Consider the following 19588-nt stretch of genomic DNA (forward strand, 5'->3'; position numbering starts at 1 on the left):
AGCGAATTTCTAATGTGTGGGTGCCAGCGGCATCGCCCGATATTTCAGAATGTCCACTGCAAATTGAAGCCCCCGGTCAGCGCCACCGTATTGAATCCCTGCGGCTTGGACAAGGGCGTGGCCAAGAACATTTCGTAGGACAGCTTGAAGAGGCTGCCGCGCAAGCCCAGCGCGGCCCCGCTCAAGCGTTGTCCGGTCAGGAACTGCGCCGTTGGCCCTGACACAGCACCGGTATCGACTCCGGCAAACAATTCCTGTCCACTTTCGCCCAGGGCCAGCGCCAGTTCATTGCGCAGGAACCAGCCACGTTCGGCCTGCAAGGTCAGCTCGCCATCGAAGCCGCGCACGGTATAGCGCCCACCGATGGAGAACTGGTCTTGCGGCGGCAGGTTGCCGCGGTTCCATTGCGCGCGCAACGTACCGCTGTAACGCAGCTTGCCGCCGCCTAGCTGGAAGGGCGCATTGAGCGAGGCATCCAGCAGCCACAAGCCGTAATGCGTGGCAATCTGCGGCAGATCGAAGGGCGTGCTGGGCTCGCTGCCTTGCGTATCGAGTGAGCGGCGGTATGCCAGCGTGGCATCGGCGATGGCCTCGCCCAGGAACTGGCGCTGGTTCACCCCGGCCTCCCAGGATGTGGTGCGACGTTGCTGGGCACTGACTTCCTGATCATCGATGGCATTGTAGGCAGTGCGCACCAAGCCCTTGGCAAACACCGTGGTCTTGCCGGCCGCGTCACGATGCAGCAGACGCGAGAGCTTGAATTCTGTGGTCTCCGAGCGGCCGCTATAGACAAAGTTCTCGAACGCCCCGGATACGGTCTGGTGGTAGCGATTGCCCGAGAGCGTGACGCCGGCCATCCAGTTGCCCCAGGGCAGCGAGTAGTGCAGCGTATAGGCATGACTGCCGTGGTCGCCATAGTGATTCAGGCTGCGGCTCACGCTCACGTAGAACAGATCGTTGAGTGTCCACCAATTGTCATAGGACAATGTCAGGCCGACCTGGTACTTACCGGTGCTGCGGGCGCCGCCATCGTCCAGGGTTGCGCTCAGACGGAATGGAAACGCCTGCTGGTACTGGATCACCAGGTCGCTGTCGCCGGGCTGGGCGCCCTCATCCTCGGAAGGCGTGATCTTGATATCGGCCTGGGCGGTCGGCACGCGCTTGAAGTTTTCCAGACCTTGCTCGACATCACGCAGGTTGAGGATATCGCCGGGGCTGATCGGCAGGGCATTGAAGGCCGTGCCGCGCGCATCGGCATCGGCGGCAAAGCGGATATGGCGGACCCGCCCCGGCACCACCGTCAAGCGCAACTGACCGGTCGACAGATCCTGCGCGCGCGCCAGCACGCGGGTGGTGGTGTAGCCACGCTCGACGATGGCGCTCTCCACCTTGGCCAGCACCAGGTTCACCCCTTGCGACCCCAGGCAACGTCCCACCGCCCCTTGCGGCCCGGTGACGCTATCGAGCGCAAAGCGGAAGCGTTCGGCCTGATCGCCTTCCAGCGTAATCGCAGAAATCACCCGACACGGTTGCTCATGCTCGGGAAAGGCTTGCTGTACGGCATTGGGTGCGGGCGTGCCCAGGTTCACATCGGGTCGCGACTCCTGCTGCTGGCGCAGTGCGCGTTCACGTTCACGCTGCAATTGCTCCTGATTGACTGCGGTTTGCGCCTGGGCAAGAGCGCATACCAGAGGCAAGCCCAGCATCAAGACCAGGCGGGATGAAGAAAAAGTAAAGGCAGAAAGCATGATAAGGGCCGACCCCAAGCCACTTGCGGCCGGGAATCAAAACAAAATGGCATGAAATGAAAACAATTGTTGGGTTTTGCCAACAGGAAATCTTCTCAATAGGAGGGAAGCTGTCAACGTGCTGACAACTTAAATTAACATCTGGCCCCTGGCAAGCAAATTCTTGCCAACTGGAAACGGCAAACAACGAATCGGGGTTCGTTGGCCGACCGGTGATAACTAAAACCGCCACAGGGGTGTTCATGAATCGTCAGCGTTACAAGCTGGTTTTCAACCGGCATCGCGGCCAATTGATGGCCGTCGCAGAAATTGCCTCCAGCATCCAGCACCAGGGCCGAACGGCCGGCCCGAGCGGAACCTTGCCCGATCTGCTGCCGTCGGCCTTGCGCTTTTCGCTGCTGTCGGTGGCCCTGGCGCTGGCAATGAATACCGTGGCCCACGCCCAGATCCTGGGCGACCGCACGGCCCCGCGCACCCAGCAACCGACCGTGCTGGTCACGCCCAACGGCGTGCCGGTGGTCAACATCCAGACCCCCAGCACAGCCGGGGTGTCGCTCAATCGTTATCGCCAGTTCGATGTCGGCACCAATGGCGTCATCCTCAACAACGCCCGTTCCACGACCAGCACTCAACTGGGCGGCTACGTGGCCGGCAACCCCTGGCTGGCCACGGGGGCGGCGCGGGTGATCGTGAATCAGGTCAATTCGGCCAACCCCAGTTACCTGCGCGGCTACCTGGAAGTGGCGGGCAACCGGGCCCAGGTGGTGGTGGCCAACCCGGCCGGCATCACCTGCGCCGGCTGCGGCTTCCTCAACGCCAACCGCGCCACGCTCACCACGGGTGTGCCGCAGATCAACAACGGCAACCTGGACAGCTATCGCGTGGCCAGTGGCGCGGTGAACATCGAAGGCAATGGGCTGGATGCCAGCCGCACCGACTACGCCGAGATCATCGCGCGCGCGGTGCAGGTCAACGCCGGCGTATGGGCGCCCGAACTGAAGGTCAGCGCCGGCTTGAACACGGTCAGCGCCGACCATGCCAGCGTACAGCCCGGCGTGGCCCCCAGCGACGCCGCCCCGGCGGTGGCCATCGACGTGGCGCAACTGGGCGGCATGTATGCCGGCCACATCTACCTGACTTCCACCGAACATGGCGTGGGCGTGCGTAACGCCGGCACCATCGGCGCTGCGGTCGGACAGGCCGTGGTCACCGCCGATGGTCGCCTGGAAAACAGCGGCAGCCTCAGCGCCAACGGTTTGCTGGCCGTGCAGACCAGCGGTGGCGTGCGCAACAGTGGAGAACTGGGCAGCAAGAGCGCAGCCAGCATCACCACCACCGCCCTGGACAATGCCGGCAGCATGGCCAGCAGTGGAGCGCTGACGGTGCAGGCCAGCGACAGCGTGCTCAACACCGGCAGCATCGGCGGCGAAGGTCCGGTGCAGGTGAGCGCCACGAGCATCGACAACCGCAACAGCCTCGGCAGCAGCGCGTCCCTGACGATGCAGGCCTCCGCCGGCATCCGCAACAGCGGCACGCTGCAAGCGACCACCGACGCCACGCTCAATGCCGGCACGCTGGACAACAGCGGCACCCTGAGCGCCCGCCAGGGCAGCGTGCGCGTCAACAGCAGCGGCAGCACTACCAACAGTGGCCGCATCGAAGCGGCGCAGTCGGTTGCCGTGCAGGCCGATGGCCTCACCAACAGCGGCAACATCAACGCGGTGGATGCCCTGCGCGTGCAGGCTGCGCAAGCCATCAGCAACAGCGGCACGCTGGGCGCCAATGGCGGCGTCGAACTGAAGTCCTCCACCCTGGACAACCGCGGCACGCTGGCTTCCAGCCAAGATGCACTGACCATCAACACCAGCGGCCAATTCACCAACCAGGGCCAGGTCAGCGCGGCGCAGTCGCTCACCCTCACCGGCGCGGGCATCGACAACAGCGCCGGCACGCTCAACGCCACCGACATCCACCTCGACAGCCAATCGCAAACCTTCAGCAACCGCGGCGGCCAGGTCAGCGCCCAGCGCGACCTGCAGATCGCCAGCGGCAGTCTGGACAACAGCAACGGCACGCTGGCCGCCCAAGGCCAACTCACGGTGGGCAGCGGCGACCTGAACAACGATGGCGGCCTGCTGCAAGCCGGCACCACCTTAAAAATCGACGCCAGCGGCAAGACCGTGCGCAACAGCCACTCCGGCAGCACACGCGGCATCCAGGCCCAGGGCACGGTGGACATCGCCGCCGCCACGCTGGTCAATGCCGGCCTGGTCTCCTCAAACAGCGACATCAACCTCAACACCGCCACCCTGGACAACCGCGCTGGCTCCATCGGCGCCACCGGCAAGCTGACCGTACAAGGCAATAGCGTCACCAACAGCGGTGGTCAATTGCAGGCCAAGCAGGGCGTGGACATCCAGGCCGGCAGCGGCCTTGTCGACAACAGCGGCGGCCTGCTGCGCTCGGATGGCACGGTCAACGTGCAAGCCGGCAGCGTGCGCAACGACAACACCCAAGGCCAGGACCAGGGCATGGAAGGCGCCACCATCAACGTGGCCGCCACCGACATCAGCAACCGCCAGGGCGCCGTGCGCGGCGACGCCATCACGCTGACTGCCAGCGGCCGCATCGACAATGGCAGCGGCCTGATCTCCGCCACCAACAGCGCCGTGTTGACCGACGCCAACCCGAGCACGCGCACGCTGGCCATCGACAACAGCAACGGCACCATCATCGCCGGACGGCAGACCACCTTGCTGGCATATTCCTTCACAGGCAGTGGTCGGGTATTGAGCCAGAAAGACCTGCGCATGGACCTGGTCGCCTCAATCCTTCATACCGGGCAGATCGGAGCCACAGCCGAGCTCGATTTGCGTACCGCCGGCACCTTCACCAATGCCGGCTCGGTCGGCGCCGGCGGCACCTTGACGCTGACGGCCGCCACCATCGACAACCAGGCCAGCGGCGCGCTGGTGGGCAATACCCTGAGGCTCAAGGCCACCGATGTACACACCTTCATCAACCGGGGCCTGATCGATGGCGTGAACACCATCATCGAAAGCAGCACCGTCAACAACCTAGGCACGGGCCGCATCTATGGCGACAACATCGCCATTGGCGCGGACGTGTTGAACAACCAGGCGGAAACCGTCGACGGCGTCACCAGCGCCCCGGTGATCGCCGCGCGCAACCGACTTGATATTGGCGCCGGCGTCATCAACAACAGCGAACATGGCTTGATCTACTCGGTGGGCGACATGGTCATCGGCGGCGCGCTGGATGCCAACAAGAAGGCCGTGGGCTCGGCGCGGGAAGTCAACAACAGCAGCGCCACCATCAATGCCGATGGCAACCTGAGTATTGCAGCCGGGAGCATCAACAATAACAACGCGCATCTGGAGACCACGGATCAGACGGGGCCGGGCAAGCGCATCATCAACTTCCGGCTCAATGGCTCATCACAATTGCTGGATTCCAACTCGGCCTGGCTCTACAACCGGGGTTCAGGAGAAATCCTCAATGCCGCCAACTGGCGGGCCATGGGCGATGAGGACAACTATCGCTTGCTGCTGCCTTCGGCCGCCTACCCGGCCGAGCGTTATGGACCTCCGTTTGACTATTCGCGCGGTGCCCGTGGCGATAATGCGGTGGCCATTGCCTATGTTCCTCCCTACAGCCAGGGGGCGATGGGAGATGCCGATGCGGTCTACATTCCACCGGTCATCAATTACACGGCCACTGACCGTATCTGGGCAGTCATGGGGGTGACGCCGCCGCAGGATCCAGGCCCAGGCCCCGGGGCGGAGCCGCGCCCCGGCGAGATGTGTTATGACTCGTGCTATCCGGTGCCGGTTGATCCCGAGGTCTATGCTGCATGGAAAGCGGCCAATGATGTCTGGAAGCCCAAGTACGACGCGTACATCGCTGCGCTGCTAGTGCTCAACGACAAGATCGCCGCCTTCAACAACAACGTCAACAGCCGCTCCTACCGCGAATGGACCATCTACGACGGCACCGAACAGATCACCCGCACGGTGGTCACCAAGAGCGACCCCGGCATGATCACCTCCGGCGGCAACATGAACCTGGCCGTTGGTGCGCTCAACAACTACGCCAGCCAGGTCATCGCCGGCGGCACGCTGGCCGGTGACAGCGTCAACGGCACCGCCATCAACAACACCGGCCCGCTGGGAATGCAGCGCGTGGTCTCGACCGGCTCGGCCGTGTACACCTACATCAAGAGCCACAGCTTCAGTGCCGACGACCGTCGTTATGATGGTGTGCCTTACCAGTCACAGGACATCGTCACCAACTTCCAGCTCGACGTCAGCCCCACCAGCGGCGCCGGCCCCAACCGCGCCAACTCGGTGCGGGCGGTGCCAGCGTCGGTCTCGGGGGCGGCGGGCGCCAGCGCAGGCGCGGCCAGCATCCGCATCGCCAGTCTTGATCTGACGCTGCCCAACAATGCGCTCTACCGCATCAATGCCGGCCCTGCGCAGCGCTACCTGGTCCAGACCGATCCGCAATTCGTGGGCACGCGCAACTGGTTGTCGTCGGACTTCATGTTGAACCAGTTGGGCCTACAGTCCGGCGTGCGGCAACTGGGCGATGGTTTCTATGAACAGCAGCTGGTGCAACGCCAGATCCAGCAGATCACCGGCCAGCGCTATCTGGCCGGCTACAGCAGCAACGAAGCGCAATACCAGGCGCTCATGAACGCCGGCCTGCAAGTGGCGCAAGCCCAGCGCTACACGGTGGGAGTCGCCCTCACCGATGCGCAGGTGGCGGCACTGAAGACCGACATCGTCTGGCTGGTCAAGCAGACGGTGACGCTGCCCGATGGCAGCACGCAGGAAGTGCTGGTGCCGCAGGTGTATGTACACGCCTCCAACGTCGAGGTGACCGGACAGGGCACGCTGATTGCGGGCAATGATGTAGCCTTCCAGGCGGCGCAGGATATCGTCAACAGCGGCGGCACCATTGCTGCGCGCAAGGGGGTGTCGCTGGCCGGCGCCAATCTCCAGAACCTGGGCGGGCGTATCTCTGGCGCGGATGTGCAGGTGGCGGCAGCACAGGACATCAACAACATCGGCGGCACCATCGATGCGCGCAACAGCCTGGTGGCCTCAGCAGGCCGCGACATCAACAGCGCTTCCACCACGGTAGCAACGGCCAACGCTGTCACCAGCGGCACCAACATCAACCAGAATGCCTCGATGTCAGTCTCCGAGGCCAATGGTTCGCTCACTGCCGTGGCCGGTCGTGACATCAACCTCAAGGCCAGCGGCGCCTCAGCAGACAACATCACGCTGGTCGCCCAGCGCGATGTGAACATCTCCACCGTCCACGAAACCAGCCAAGAAAAACTCGCCTGGGACAACGACAACCGCGCCGAAGTCAACCGCGACAACGCCATCGGCAGCACGGTGCAGGGCAAGGACATCAGCGTGACCGCAGGTCGCGACATCAACGCCCAGGCAGCCTACGTCAACGCCGAAGGCTCGTTGGCGGCCACGGCAGCCAACAACATCAACATCGGCACCGATGTCAGCACGGCCAGTGCGCGTGATCAGCACAAGAAGACCGATGCGGGTGGGGTGCTGTCTTCGCGGACGGTGACCACTGATGACAGCAGCAGCGAGCGCATCAATCAAGGCACGACCCTGTCTGGCAATACGGTAGTGGTGCGTGCGGGTAAGGACATCAACGTTACTGGCAGCAATGTCGTTGCGACGCAAGGCGTGGGCATGGCTGCGGGTAACGATGTCAATATTGTGGCTGCCGTGGATAGCAGCACTAAAAACAATTTCCGCAAGGAGACCACCAGCGGAGTGATGGGCGCCGGCTTCGGCGTGACCATAGGCACGCGTGAGCAGAGTCATGACGGGAAGAGTCAGGGACAGACGGCGTCGGCTTCCACCATTGGTAGTACCGATGGCAATGTCAGCATCGTGGCGGGCAATCGTTATACGCAGGTGGGTAGCGATGTGATGGCGCCCAAGGGGGATATCGATATTGCGGCCAAGTCGGTGGAGATTCGTGCCGCAGAGCAGGCGAGCCGCACGGAGACTGAAGACAAGTACAAGCAAAGTGGCCTGACAGTGGCTGTCACCAGCCCGGTGATCTCGGCGATGCAAACAGTGGACCAGATGGTCGAATCGTCGGGCAAGACCAAGAATGGTCGTGTGAAAGCCCTGGCGGCAGCCACCGCCGGGATGTCACTTTACAGCGCCGCCGGAGAGATGCAAAAGGCCGGCTCGGCCGAAGGTGGCAGCAACATCGGCATCAGCGCCACGATAGGCAGCAGCCAGAACGGCAGCCGCAGCGAACAGAACACGGTGACACAACGCGGCTCCACGGTGGCCTCTGGCGGCAACATGAGCATCCGTGCAACCGGTGATGGCGCCAACAGCAACATCACCATTGCCGGCAGTGACATCAACGCCAAGGGCAACCTGGCCCTGAAGGCGGACAACGACATCAACCTCATCGCGGCGCAGAACAGTGATGAACAACACAGCACGCGCTCATCGTCGTCATGGGGTGTGGGCATCACGGCGCAGATCGGTTCACAGAGCAAACTCGGCATCACAGCCAATGCAGCGGGTAGCCGAGGCAAGAGTGATGGCAAGGATGTGTCCAATGTGATGACGCAGGTTCGATCCGGTGGTCAGATCAAGATCGATTCGGGCCGTGATACGAATCTGATTGGCGCCACTGTGTCGGGGGAACAGGTGCAGGCCAACGTTGGGCGTGATCTGAACATTGCCAGCGTGCAGGACACCAGTACCTTCAAGAGCCGTGACCAGAGCATTGGTGGCAGTGCGACGATAGGGTATGGATCGAGCGCCAGCATCAGCGCCAGCCGCAGCCGTGTCGATGCGGACTATGCGAGCGTGGGGCAGCAAGCCGGGATCATGGCGGGCAATGGTGGGTTCCAGATCAACGTGAAGGGCAATACGGATCTGAAGGGCGCGCAGATTGCCAGCACGGATCAGGCGGTGGAGCAGGGCAGAAATAGCCTGACCACGGGAACACTTACCAGCAGTGATATTCAGAATCGGAGCCAGTACTCGGCAGAGAGTCAAAGTGCCAGTGCGGGTACGTCAGGTGGCAAGCCAGGCGGAGGCATTGGCATCGGAAACGCCTCTGGTAGCGAGACCAGCGTGACGCGAAGTGGTGTGTCGGGTGCGGCAGTGACCATTACGGATGCGCAGGCGCAGCAGGCCAGGACGGGACAAAGTTCGGATCAGGCTGTGGCGTCGCTGGATGCATCGGTACGCACGGGTAAGGACAGCAGCAATAGTTTGTCGAAGAACTGGGACGGCAATCAACTGCGTGAGGATGTTGAGGCGCAGGCGAAGATTACTCAGGCGTTTGGGCAGCAGGCTTCCACGCTGATTGGTAACTACGCGGAGGAACAGCAGAAGAAGGCGACCGAGCTACGCAAGCAGGCTGCGGATACGAGTGATCCACAACAGGCCAAGGAACTTAACGATCAGGCGAACACGCTCGAACAAAATTGGGGGGCAGACGGTACCATGCGGATTCTAGCCCATACCCTCGTTGGAGGGCTGACGGGAGGTGGCGCTGGTGCTGCAGGAGCTGCGGCTGGAACATTAACTGCTCCTGTGATCACCGCTGCGTTAACGCAGGAAGGGCTTGATGGCGGGTTGACTAAGGCGCTGGTTGGTTTCGCCAGCACCCTTGCGGGTGCTGCTGTAGGGGGAAGTGCGGGAAGTGCTGCTGCGTACAACGAAGTATTAAATAATTGGCTTAGCCATATACCTCCCAATCTAGCTACCCTTTCTGAACGTCAGCAGTATGATGCTGCGGTGGCGGCATGTGCGAGCGGAGATCGTGATGCGTGTGTGCGGCGTGATGCACTTATTCAGCTCTCTCATTCTAGAGATGCCGCGCTAGCACAAGCATGTTCTGGAAAAACACCTGATGCATGTGTGGCGCAAGTTCGTGATGCTACGTCTAACGGAAATGTTGTTTCGACCGTGCCTGGAAGTAATTTCACGTATGCGAATAGTCCTATTCCGAGTGATTTGAATACTGCAACGATAGGAGCAATTCCAAGAGGTGATTCATTCCATGATAAAGCCGCTGAGACTACTTCGTTAGGCCTTGTTTTGGCTGGGCAAGATCAAGTATTGGGAGCGCTGATTGGTAAGATTCTACGAGGACTACAAGCTAGTTTTGATTCCATCGCGGATATTGCTACCAAAGGCTCGAAGATTGAGCCAGGAGGAACTCCGGTCAATTATGGAAGATCGGTTGACGAATATCAGAAGGTCACGCTGGTTGATGCTAATGGTAAACCTGTAGCAACTGGCTTGCCAACTTGGACGCTCCCGTCTACGCAGACTCCAACGATTAATGCGATAGGGAACTCAGGTATATCAGCTTTAGTGGAGCTAAATCCTATTAAACCTACGCCGGGAGGTTATATATCGAAGTCAGCTATTAACGAGAATGGATATGCAATCATCGGCCTAGACAGTTCCGAGCGAACCATTGCGCAAACTATCCTGCAAAATGGCGATAAGGATGGAAAATTGACAGAAGCTCTAGTTGAGAAAGTCGCATCTAACCAGGGGTTAAAATCCTTGGAAGGCGGAAAGTATGGTAGTAATAATGGCTTGGATCATGTTTTCCAGAGCGCGGACGGCAAGACGATTTATATACTTGACTCAAAGCAAATGACTGATGGTTCTCTTTCGCTTTCCAAAGGAGCTGGCGATGCGATTCAATTAACTACAAGGTGGGTTGAAAATGTTCTAAACCGAATCGATAAATCTAGTCCAGCGTATCAGGCGGTAAAGGATGCAATGACGGAAGGTTCCTTAGTCAAGGGTGTCATAGGTCTAGATAAAACTACAGGGCAATTGATGATGGTGAGAGTTAGATGAGAAACACGGATTTAACCAAAGAAAAAAGGTTGGCACATATCAAGGATCACCTTGATGGAGGATTTAATATTGAACGCTTGGTTTCTAATGTTCAGAACAGGGCAGGCGACCCGCTGGCTTGCACAATGAGACTGTCGAGCCATGCGCTCGCTCAAGCGATGCTGTCCTGGTTTGATGAGAGAAATTTAGCCAAGTTAAAACAATACTGCTACGTGGCGGCAAGCCTTGACCGGCATTGGTATTTGATGGAAGTAGATCAGACCAGTCCAGGTGCTAATTTTCTCCAGCTATTAAAACCTCTGGTATCTAACAACCGATCATTAATCCAGTGGTTCGCATACTATGACGACGGTTACGATCAAAAAAGAATAGAAAATCATAAAACCCATGACTTTTGGGCTTATCAGGGAGTTTTAGCTGTACGGGGAGATTGGCGGCGACTAAGGGAGCGCTCAGAGAAGATTCTTAATAATCCGCCGACGACTACAGAGAAGAAATATCTGATTGACCATCACTTTTATCTAGCGCTATCAACAGGCGATAAAAGAGGAATGGAGGAGGCGCTCCAAGCTATTCTCTCCCCTAAGGTGGTCAAGGGGCGTGCTATCGATGAGAGCGGATTTACTGAAGATCTAATTTTTACTCCCGCTGTCATTTACGCAAAAATCGCCTGGTTGCATGGCTACGAAGTTAGCGTCAATTCTGACTTGGTACCACCTGAATGGCTTCCTATAACTCCGCTCGACACCTATGAAAAAGGATATGACTTCCTGAGCGAAGGTTGAGGGCGCCATTTGTTTACGGCTGTCATCGGCGGCGCGCTGGCCGGTGAGAGCGCGTGGTGTCTGTAGTTGCCCCCGCAATTCAGGACACTCAGACATCGTTAAGTTAGTGATGCTGCAGCCCGTCTGAACTCGCGAGGCGAGCGGTATTTCAGGGCTGAACCGCCCCGGATTTTGAGGAGGCTCTAACTCTTGAGAGAATAGAGCCATGAACAAGAAATCAAGCAAGTTTTCCCCTGAGGTACGAGAGCGTGCGGTGCGCTTGGTGCGTGAGCAGCGGGATGAGCATTCCTCCACGTGGTCTGCGGTCCAATCGATTGCGCCGATGATCGGCTGTACGCCTCAGACGCTGCTGGACTGGGTCAAACGCGCCGAGGTCGATAGCGGCGAGCGGGATGGCGTCAGCACGGCCGAGCGTGAGCGTATCAAGGCACTGGAGCGCGAGGTCAAGGAATTGCGCCGTGCTAACGAGATTCTCAAGACCGCGAGCGCTTTTTTCGCGCAGGCGGAGCTCGACCGCAAACTGAAGTCGTAAATACCTATATCGATCGCTATCGGGATATCCACGGGGTCGAGCCGATCTGCAAGGTATTGCAGGTTGCCCCGTCAGCATATCGGCGTTATGCAGCGAGGCAGCGCAATCCTCAATTGTGCTGTGCTCGTAGCAAGCGTGATGCGGTACTGCGAGTTGAAATCAGCCGGGTGTGGCACGCCAACATGCGTGTGTACGGTGCTGACAAGGTGTGGCGACAGCTGAATCGCGAGGGCGTATCTATCGCACGTTGTACGGTAGAGCGGTTGATGCGAAAGCAAGGGCTTCAGGGAGCCCGGCGTGGTAAGCAACTTCGCACCACGCGTTCTGATCCCAAGGCAGCCTGCCCGTTGGACCGGGTCAATCGTCAGTTCAAGGCTGATCGTCCCAACCAGCTTTGGGTGTCCGACTTTACCTACGTATCGACCTGGCAAGGCTGGCTGTATGTGGCCTTCGTCATCGACGTGTTTGCCCGTCGCATCGTTGGCTGGCGTGTCAGCAACAGTATGACGACGGACTTCGTGCTAGATGCGCTGGAGCAGGCGCTCTATGCTCGCCAGCCCGAAGGCAACGGCGGCTTGATCCATCATTCCGACAGGGGATCGCAATACGTCGGGATTCGCTACAGTGAACGCCTGGCCGAGGCGGGCATTGCGCCATCGGTCGGAAGCCGTGGCGACAGTTACGATAACGCCTTGGCCGAAACCATCAATGGCCTGTACAAAGCTGAATTAATTCATCGCCGTGCCCCTTGGAAAACCAGGGAATCCGTCGAACTGGCCACGCTCGAATGGGTGGCTTGGTTCAACCATCATCGACTGCTGGAATCCATCGGCTATATCCCTCCGGCAGAAGCTGAGGCAAACTACTACAGCCGGTTCGCCAGCAATACTGCAGTGTCGGCATAACTTAAACCAAATAGCCTCCGCGAAAGTCGGGGCGGTTCACAATGCGCAAGTGCTTTCGCGGCAACAAAATAGAGAGAAATCAAATAAATGAAATCGAAAGATCTAGTTAAATGGCCGTTTCAAGATCAGCCAAAAACAGCAGTAATTGTAAACAGAAAAATTGTTGCCAGAGAAAGTTGGATTGCTTATGTCACTCACGATTTAGATGATGGATGCTGGCAATTTCATACTAATGAACCCACTGTTTGAGAGGATGACGCAGTCCTAGTCAGCTTAAAGAATATTCTGGATATCGATTCCAGCATTGCAGAATTAAGCGACCTCGCTGTCGGATGGCATGCATGGAGGGAGAGTTTTGAATTGCCATGGAAGCGTTCAAAGATGAGTTGAATAATTATTGCAGGGCATCCCTCCTTCCAAGAGTGCTGCTGCTTGAAACGGCTGGGCCATAGGCATTGGCATCGACAACTTTGACCAGATGCTGCCCAACAATGCGCTCTACCGCATCAATGCCGGCCCTGCGCAGCTAAATTTTAAATAATATGACTAACGAAACGCTTTCAGCTCAATTTCAACGAGATCAGGGCAAACCGATTGTTTGCAACGGCAATATTGTTCAGTCGTTGCGTAATTTAAGATCTAATTAGGTTTAGGATTCAGCTCATTAGTTTCGGGGCAATTGGCTAGAGCTCTTAACTAATTTAGGTGTCCGAGAGTAACGGTCCGCTCATTACCGTGGCCGGTCGCGACAACCTCAAGGCCAGCGGCGTCTCTGTTCCTTAATTTACTGCGCATCCGATACAGACCCCCATAGTAGTCACCTCAAAATCCCCTCCGTCTCCCCAGCCTCAACCAAACCTTGATCTCCTGCACATCCGCGAACGACGCCAAGGCCGACCTAAGCTCCTTGCCGTCGTCGCGCATCAGGCTCATGTCCTTGTTCAGGTTGCGCACGATAGTCTTGGCTGAAACACGCGCAGAAGGCGGCAGTCCATAGGTCTGCTTGAACTGCTGCTCCACATGGAACACTTCCTGATCCAGTTCGCCCAGTTGTTCCTTCAGAATCTGGTTGTAATGCTTCAGACGCTCGGTGCTGATGCCGTTGATGGCGTGCTGGTCGATGTGCTCCAGTTCAAGCTGCAACTCCAGTAGCTTCAGCAAGTCGTTCTTTTCATAGGCCTGGTTGACCTGTTGCATCAGCAGGGTCTTGCGCTGGCGCTCGCTGGCGTCGGGTTCGCGGTCAGGGTGCAGGGCGCTGGCCAGTTTGCGGTAGACCTCGCGGATGGATTGGCTCAATTCTTTGCGCTCGGTTTCCTGCTTGACTTCGGCCGCGCGTTGGCGTGGCGATTTCTTGCGGCTGGCGCGACGTTCTTCGCGCGCTTGCTCGGCAGCCATCTGCTCGCGCTCTTTCTGTTCGAGTATGGCTTCCATTCTTTGCATGATCTCTTCTGGAGAGCCTTCGCCAAGGTCGTCGCCCAGATCGATGTCGAGCATCTCTTCGATCACCTGCTTGACTTCGTCCAGTTCCGACCTGGCCTCAAGATCATAGTCAGAGGCGCTATGCTGGTTGTAGATGAGCTTCAGTTCAGGGTCGTCGGCTTTGCCCAGCAGCATGTGCGCCATGTCGGCAATGATCTCGGAAAGCATGGCGCGTTCGCCCTTGGTCAATCCCTTTTCAGACCAGGCTTCATGCAGGCGCTGTACCAGCTTGCGATGCAGTTGTTGCAGTTCCTGATCCAGCGGCAGGAATTGATCGACATACTTTTTCTGGAAGTCCGCCATGGCGCTCTCCCATTCGAGCAGGCCTGCGCGTCGCTTGCCGATCTGCTTGATCAGGTCATTGAATCGTTTCTGTGCATGGGAGAGGGTGGCTTCCTGATCGAGGTCGCTGATGCTGAGGGCTTGCGGAGGTTTTTTCATGGGCGGACGCGCGGGGTTCAAGCGCGCGCAATCATCTGTTGCACTTCGTCCCAGGTGGCGGCATAGGCGCCAGCCTTGGAGGCCGCAATGGCGGCGCCAGCGGCTGCGCATTGCAGGTGTACCTGTGCCGGGGCCTGTGGCTGGCGTAGCTGGCTGGCGATCCAGCCGCCCATGGAGGCGTCGCCGCATCCGACCGTGTCGATCACCTCGACCCGGTAGGCGGGTTGTTGGATGATATGTTCACCTTTGATCCACTGCATTCCCTGGGCGCCCAGGGTGTAGAGGATCTCGGCTTGCGGAGCCAGCGCCTGCAAGGTGCCCAGGGCATGGCTGTCGCCGGGGAAGAGGCGTTCCAGGTCTTCGTCAGAAACCTTCACATAGTGCGAAATCGACAGCAAGCGACGCAGCAGGATGCCGTAGGCGGGGCTATCCATGAGCTTGCGCCAGTTGGGGTCGAAGGCGATCTTCTTGTTGCGCAGGGCAGCTTCCTGGGCGATCTGCAAGAGCCGCGAAGCCAGCGGTTCGCGGGTCAGGCTGATGCAGCCGAAATGCAGGACCTGTGCTTCATCAAGCCAGCCGGACGGGAGTCGCTGCACGTCGAAATGCAGGTCGGCGCTGTCGTCGCCGATGAAGAAGTAATCGGGCGGGGTGGTCGAGGTCACCATGGCCAGTAACGGTGCCTTGGCGTATTGCTGGGTGAAGCGCATATCCAGCCCGGCCGCTTGCGTGAGGGCGTACAGTTCGGCGCCGAAGACATCGGTGCTGACGCTGCCGGCATAACCGGTGGGCACGCCCAGGCGCGCAGCGGCACGCGCCACGTTCCAGCAGGCGCCGCCGGGAATGGCGCGCCATTGGCCGTCTGGCTGGCGGATGAAATCGGTCAGGGCTTCGCCGAAGACGACGAATGCGGCGCTCTGGGTCATGCTGGTCTCCGTAGGTGTTGGCGTTGTCGGGCGTGGAATCGCGTATTCACATAGTCAAATCAGGTATCAACCGGTATTCAATCCTGCAAGGCGTGCCGGGCGCAGGCTTCGTCGGTGACCAGCCCGGTGAGCCAGCCACCGCGCAGGGCGGCGCGCACGGCGTCAGCTTTCTTGCTGCCGCCGCAGAAGGCGATCACCGGGCGTTGCGGATCCTGTGCCAGCGGCGGCGTGGTCACGCGTGCGGCGAGCGAGGAGGGCAGCATGGCGCCGTCGATGTCGAAGGCGTGGCAGATCATCTCGCCCACTGCGCCCTGGCGCTGCAGGTCGGCGACTTCATCGTCGTCGATGAAGCCATCCTCGTGCATGGCGCCCTGCAGGGCGATGGTGCCGATGCCCAGGAAGGTGACATCGGCGCGTGCGGCCAGGCCGGTGACGATCTTGTAGGCGCGGTGGTTGCACCATTGCTGGCGGTCGCTTGCGCTCTCGGCCACGCGTGGGGCGGGCAGCAGGTAGAAGCGCGCACCCAGTTTCTCGGCGGCCTGCAGGGCGACGTCATAGCGGTTGGCCGAGCCATCGGAGGCGAAGGCGCCGATCATGGAGACGATCTGGTGCTGCGGGCGATCCAGTTCGGACAGGCGTTCGATGGCGGCCTTCAAGGTGCGGCCGGAACCGACGTTGACCACCAGCGGCGCGTGCGAGCTCAGGTATTGCTCCATCAGTTCGGCCCCGGCCACGGCCAGCATCTGCTGCACTTCCTGGGATTCATTGGGGTTGGCGGCGCCACCGGCGCCGGGTACCACGCGGCAGACTTGCAGGCCATAGCGCTGCTGCAGGCCTTGCGCCAGTTCCAGGCAGGACGAGACCGGATGGGTGATCTGCACCTTCACCAGATTGGCGTCGGCCGCATAGGCCACCATGCGCTGCGCCATCTGGCGCGAGATGCCGAGCCGTTCGGCGATTTCGTTCTGGGTGTTGCCGGCCACGTAGTACATCCACGCGGCGCGGGCCGCCAGATCCAGTTTGGATGCGCTGCTAGACATGTTCTCCTCGCCAGCGGCCCGCGCGCCTGTATGTCTCGGTGTGGGCGGGTGCTGTTTCTCTGACGTTGATTGCGGTGAATTCCCCGATGGGCTGCCATTTTACGGCGAGTTGGGCTGTTCATTATTGTCAAATATGGGCAATTGCTCAATCAAAAAGCAAATGCTTGACACAAATTCGAGAATCGATGAATATTTGCCCATAAAAATAATATTTGCTCAAACGTCGTTCAAGACAACCGCCTTCCCCTGCATGTGTTGCACCGGCCTCCGCTGCCGTGGCCACCCAGGAAGAATGTGCAGGAGGGCACATAACATTCGGAGACCAGCATGTCCAAACTCGCGCGCCCCCGTGCGTCCGGCTTTACCTGCGTTCGCTTTACCCTGGCCGCTGCGGCCATCTCGACCCTGTTCGCTGCGGGCCTGGCGCACGCCGAGCCGGTGACGCTGAACATCGCTTCCATCAACAACCCCGACATGATCGAACTGCAGAAGCTGGCACCGGCGTTCGAGAAGGCCAATCCCGACATCAAGCTGCGCTGGGTGACCATGGAGGAGAGCGTGCTGCGCCAGCGCTTGACCACCGATATCGCCACCAACAGTGGCCAGTTCGACCTGATGACCATCGGTGCGTATGAAGCGCCGATCTGGGCCAAGAAGGGCTGGCTGGCGCCGATGACCGGCTTGCCGGCGGATTACGATGAAGCCGATCTGATCAAGCCGGTGCGCGAGGGGCTGTCGGTGGATGGCAAGCTCTATGCGCTGCCGTTCTATGCCGAGAGTTCGATGACCTACTACCGCAAGGACTTGTTCGAGCAAAAGAAGCTGACCATGCCGCAGCGTCCGACCTGGGACGACATCGCCAAGCTGGCTGCGCAACTGCATGATCCGGCCAAGGGGGTCTATGGCATCTGCCTGCGTGGGCGTGCCGGCTGGGGCGAGAACATGGCCATTCTCACCACCATGGCCAATGCCTGGGGGGGCCGCTGGTTCGATGAACAGTGGCAGCCGCAACTGTCCTCGCCGGAGTGGAAGAAGGCGGTCGGCTTCTATGTCGATCTGATGCGCAAGTATGGTCCGCCGGGCGCCAGCTCCAATGGCTTCAATGAAAACCTGGTGCTGTTCTCCAGCGGCAAGTGCGGCATGTGGGTCGATGCCACCGTGGCGGCCGGGATGCTCTATCACGGCAAGGATTCCAAGGTGGCCGACAAGACCGCCTTCGCGCCGGCACCGATGCAGGTGACCGACAAGGGTTCGCATTGGTTGTGGATCTGGTCGCTGGCGGTGCCCAAGTCATCCAAGTCGCAGGATGCCGCCAAGAAGTTCGCGGCCTGGGCCACCTCCAAGGATTACATCAACCTGGTTGCCAAGGATGCCGGTTGGGCGCTGGTGCCGCCGGGTACGCGCAATTCCACCTATGCCTCGGCCGAGTACAAGAAGGTCTCGCCCTTCTCGGACTTCGTGCTCGACGCAATCCAGACTGCCGACGCCAACAAGCCGACCTTGAAGCCGGTGCCCTATACCGGCGTGCAGTTCGCCACCATCCCCGAGTTCCAGTCGATAGGCACGGTCACCGGCCAGGCCATTGCTGGTGCGCTGGCGGGCAAGACCAGTGCCGATGCGGCTCTGGATGCTGCCCAGGCCCAGGCGGTGCGCATGATGCGCCAGGGTCGCTACCTCAAGTAAGTCCTTGCTCCTGCCATGGCGATGACGGGCAGGGTCAGCCTTGCCCACATCGCCTCCCGGCTGCCGCTGCCTGATCACTGATGGGGCGGCGGTCGGATCGATACGCCGAGGCCGTCATGTCCACGATCCACTCCACCCAGGTGTCGCCGCCTCCCGGCGCGCCGCCCAAGAGTACCAAGATGCCGAGTCCATCCCAGTTAGCTGCGCGCTCGCTGCGCAGTCCACCGCGCAAGGAACGCTTCAATCCCATCCGCCTGATGCAGGCACCGTCAGTGTTGCTGCTGCTGGCCTGGATGATCGTGCCGTTGGTGATGACGATCTATTTTTCGGTCAATCGCTACAACCTGATGGCGCCCGACCAGACCGGTTTCGTCGGTCTGGAAAACTATCGTTTCCTGTTGCAGGATCCCGCCTTCTGGCCTTCCATCGGCAACACCGCCTTGCTGATCGGCTCGGTGCTGGCCATCAGCGTCATCGGTGGCACCCTGCTGGCGGTGCTGTTCGACCAGCCTTTCCGCGGGCGTGGTATTGCGCGTCTGCTGGTGATCGGTCCTTTCTTCGTCATGCCCACCGTGGCGGCGCTGATCTGGAAGAACATGATCATGCATCCGGTCTACGGCATCCTGGCCTACGTGATGCGCCATCTGGGGCTGGAACCGATCGACTGGCTGGCCGAGTATCCGATGCTCTCGGTCATCATCATCGTGGCCTGGCAGTGGATTCCGTTCGCCTTCCTGATCCTGCTGACGGCCTTGCAGTCGCTGGACCATGACCAGAAGGAAGCGGCGCAACTGGATGGCGCCGGGCCGGTGCGCATCTTCTTCTACATCGTGCTGCCGCACTTGAAGCGCGCCATCACGGTGGTGATCATGATCGAGACTATCTTTCTGCTCTCGATCTTTGCAGAAATCTTCACCACCACCGCGGGCGGCCCCGGTACGGCCACCACCAACCTGACGTTCCTGGTCTATTCCATCGGTCTGCAGCAGTTCGACATCGGTATCGCCTCGGCCGGTGGCATCTTTGCGGTGGTGCTGGCCAATATCGTCTCGTTCTTCCTGGTGCGCATGTTGGCCAGGAACCTCAAGGGAGTCAACGAAAAATGAGCGACCCAAAGAAAAGCCCCCTGTGGGT

Annotated in this window: 11 protein-coding genes and 1 other annotated feature; of the genes, 6 read left to right on the forward strand and 5 right to left on the reverse strand. The window is 59.8% G+C overall.

Annotation, left to right across the window (positions count from 1 at the left end; translation table 11 throughout):
• Positions 1 to 44: 44 nt before the first annotated feature.
• Together RC54_RS02105 and RC54_RS24975 are read right to left on the reverse strand one after the other, a co-directional pair.
• A complete protein-coding gene (locus RC54_RS02105; protein ID WP_156425900.1) occupies positions 45 to 1706 on the reverse strand; it encodes a ShlB/FhaC/HecB family hemolysin secretion/activation protein in 1662 nt (553 codons plus the stop codon).
• Positions 1633 to 1992 (reverse strand): hypothetical protein, encoded by a 360-nt coding sequence (locus tag RC54_RS24975; protein WP_164471172.1) that lies wholly within the window; start codon positions 1990 to 1992, stop codon positions 1633 to 1635. The genes RC54_RS02105 and RC54_RS24975 overlap by 74 nt, the downstream gene beginning before the upstream one ends.
• Between RC54_RS24975 and RC54_RS02115 the strand changes: the two genes are divergently transcribed.
• The 4 genes from RC54_RS02115 (at position 1991) to RC54_RS25660 (ending at position 13137) form a co-directional block, all read left to right on the forward strand.
• A complete protein-coding gene (locus RC54_RS02115; RefSeq protein WP_123020401.1) occupies positions 1991 to 10666 on the forward strand; it encodes a two-partner secretion domain-containing protein in 8676 nt (2891 codons plus the stop codon). The genes RC54_RS24975 and RC54_RS02115 overlap by 2 nt on opposite strands.
• The gene (locus RC54_RS02120) at positions 10663 to 11451 is read left to right on the forward strand and encodes an Imm49 family immunity protein (RefSeq protein ID WP_061790733.1); all 789 of its coding nucleotides are present in this window, start codon (positions 10663 to 10665) and stop codon (positions 11449 to 11451) included. Before RC54_RS02115 ends, RC54_RS02120 begins: the two co-directional genes overlap by 4 nt.
• A 205-nt stretch (positions 11452 to 11656) precedes the next feature.
• Positions 11657 to 12888 (forward strand): IS3 family transposase gene (locus RC54_RS02125; RefSeq protein ID WP_373281464.1). Its coding sequence is split into 2 segments (ribosomal slippage): positions 11657 to 11939 and positions 11939 to 12888, totalling 1233 coding nucleotides; the frame shifts between segments, so codons are not numbered across the junction.
• Positions 11938 to 12054 (forward strand) — a sequence feature (AL1L pseudoknot). Its footprint overlaps the gene before it by 117 nt.
• An 87-nt stretch (positions 12889 to 12975) precedes the next feature.
• Positions 12976 to 13137, forward strand: a complete 162-nt coding sequence (locus RC54_RS25660; protein ID WP_244216432.1) for a hypothetical protein — start codon at positions 12976 to 12978, stop codon at positions 13135 to 13137.
• A gap of 573 nt (positions 13138 to 13710) precedes the next feature.
• Here the strand turns inward: RC54_RS25660 and RC54_RS02135 are convergent.
• From RC54_RS02135 to RC54_RS02145, 3 genes are all read right to left on the reverse strand, one after another.
• Positions 13711 to 14808 (reverse strand): J domain-containing protein, encoded by a 1098-nt coding sequence (locus RC54_RS02135; protein ID WP_061790606.1) that lies wholly within the window; start codon positions 14806 to 14808, stop codon positions 13711 to 13713.
• Positions 14809 to 14825: 17 nt separating this feature from the next.
• A complete protein-coding gene (locus RC54_RS02140) occupies positions 14826 to 15731 on the reverse strand; it encodes a carbohydrate kinase family protein (RefSeq protein ID WP_061790607.1) in 906 nt (301 codons plus the stop codon).
• A 77-nt stretch (positions 15732 to 15808) separates the two neighbouring features.
• Entirely contained in the window at positions 15809 to 16771 is a 963-nt protein-coding gene (locus RC54_RS02145) for a sugar-binding transcriptional regulator (protein WP_017454277.1), read from the reverse strand.
• Between the two features lie 327 nt (positions 16772 to 17098).
• Here RC54_RS02145 and RC54_RS02150 point away from each other — a divergent pair, with 327 nt between their 5' ends.
• Both RC54_RS02150 and RC54_RS02155 read left to right on the forward strand, forming a co-directional pair.
• A complete protein-coding gene (locus RC54_RS02150; RefSeq protein WP_061790608.1) occupies positions 17099 to 18454 on the forward strand; it encodes an ABC transporter substrate-binding protein in 1356 nt (451 codons plus the stop codon).
• A gap of 116 nt (positions 18455 to 18570) precedes the next feature.
• Positions 18571 to 19560 (forward strand): carbohydrate ABC transporter permease, encoded by a 990-nt coding sequence (locus RC54_RS02155; RefSeq protein WP_058894085.1) that lies wholly within the window; start codon positions 18571 to 18573, stop codon positions 19558 to 19560.
• Positions 19561 to 19588 lie beyond the last annotated feature (28 nt).

Origin of the sequence: Herbaspirillum rubrisubalbicans (genome assembly GCF_003719195.1) — a bacterium.
In the GTDB taxonomy this organism is placed as follows: Bacteria; Pseudomonadota; Gammaproteobacteria; order Burkholderiales; family Burkholderiaceae_D; genus Herbaspirillum; species Herbaspirillum rubrisubalbicans.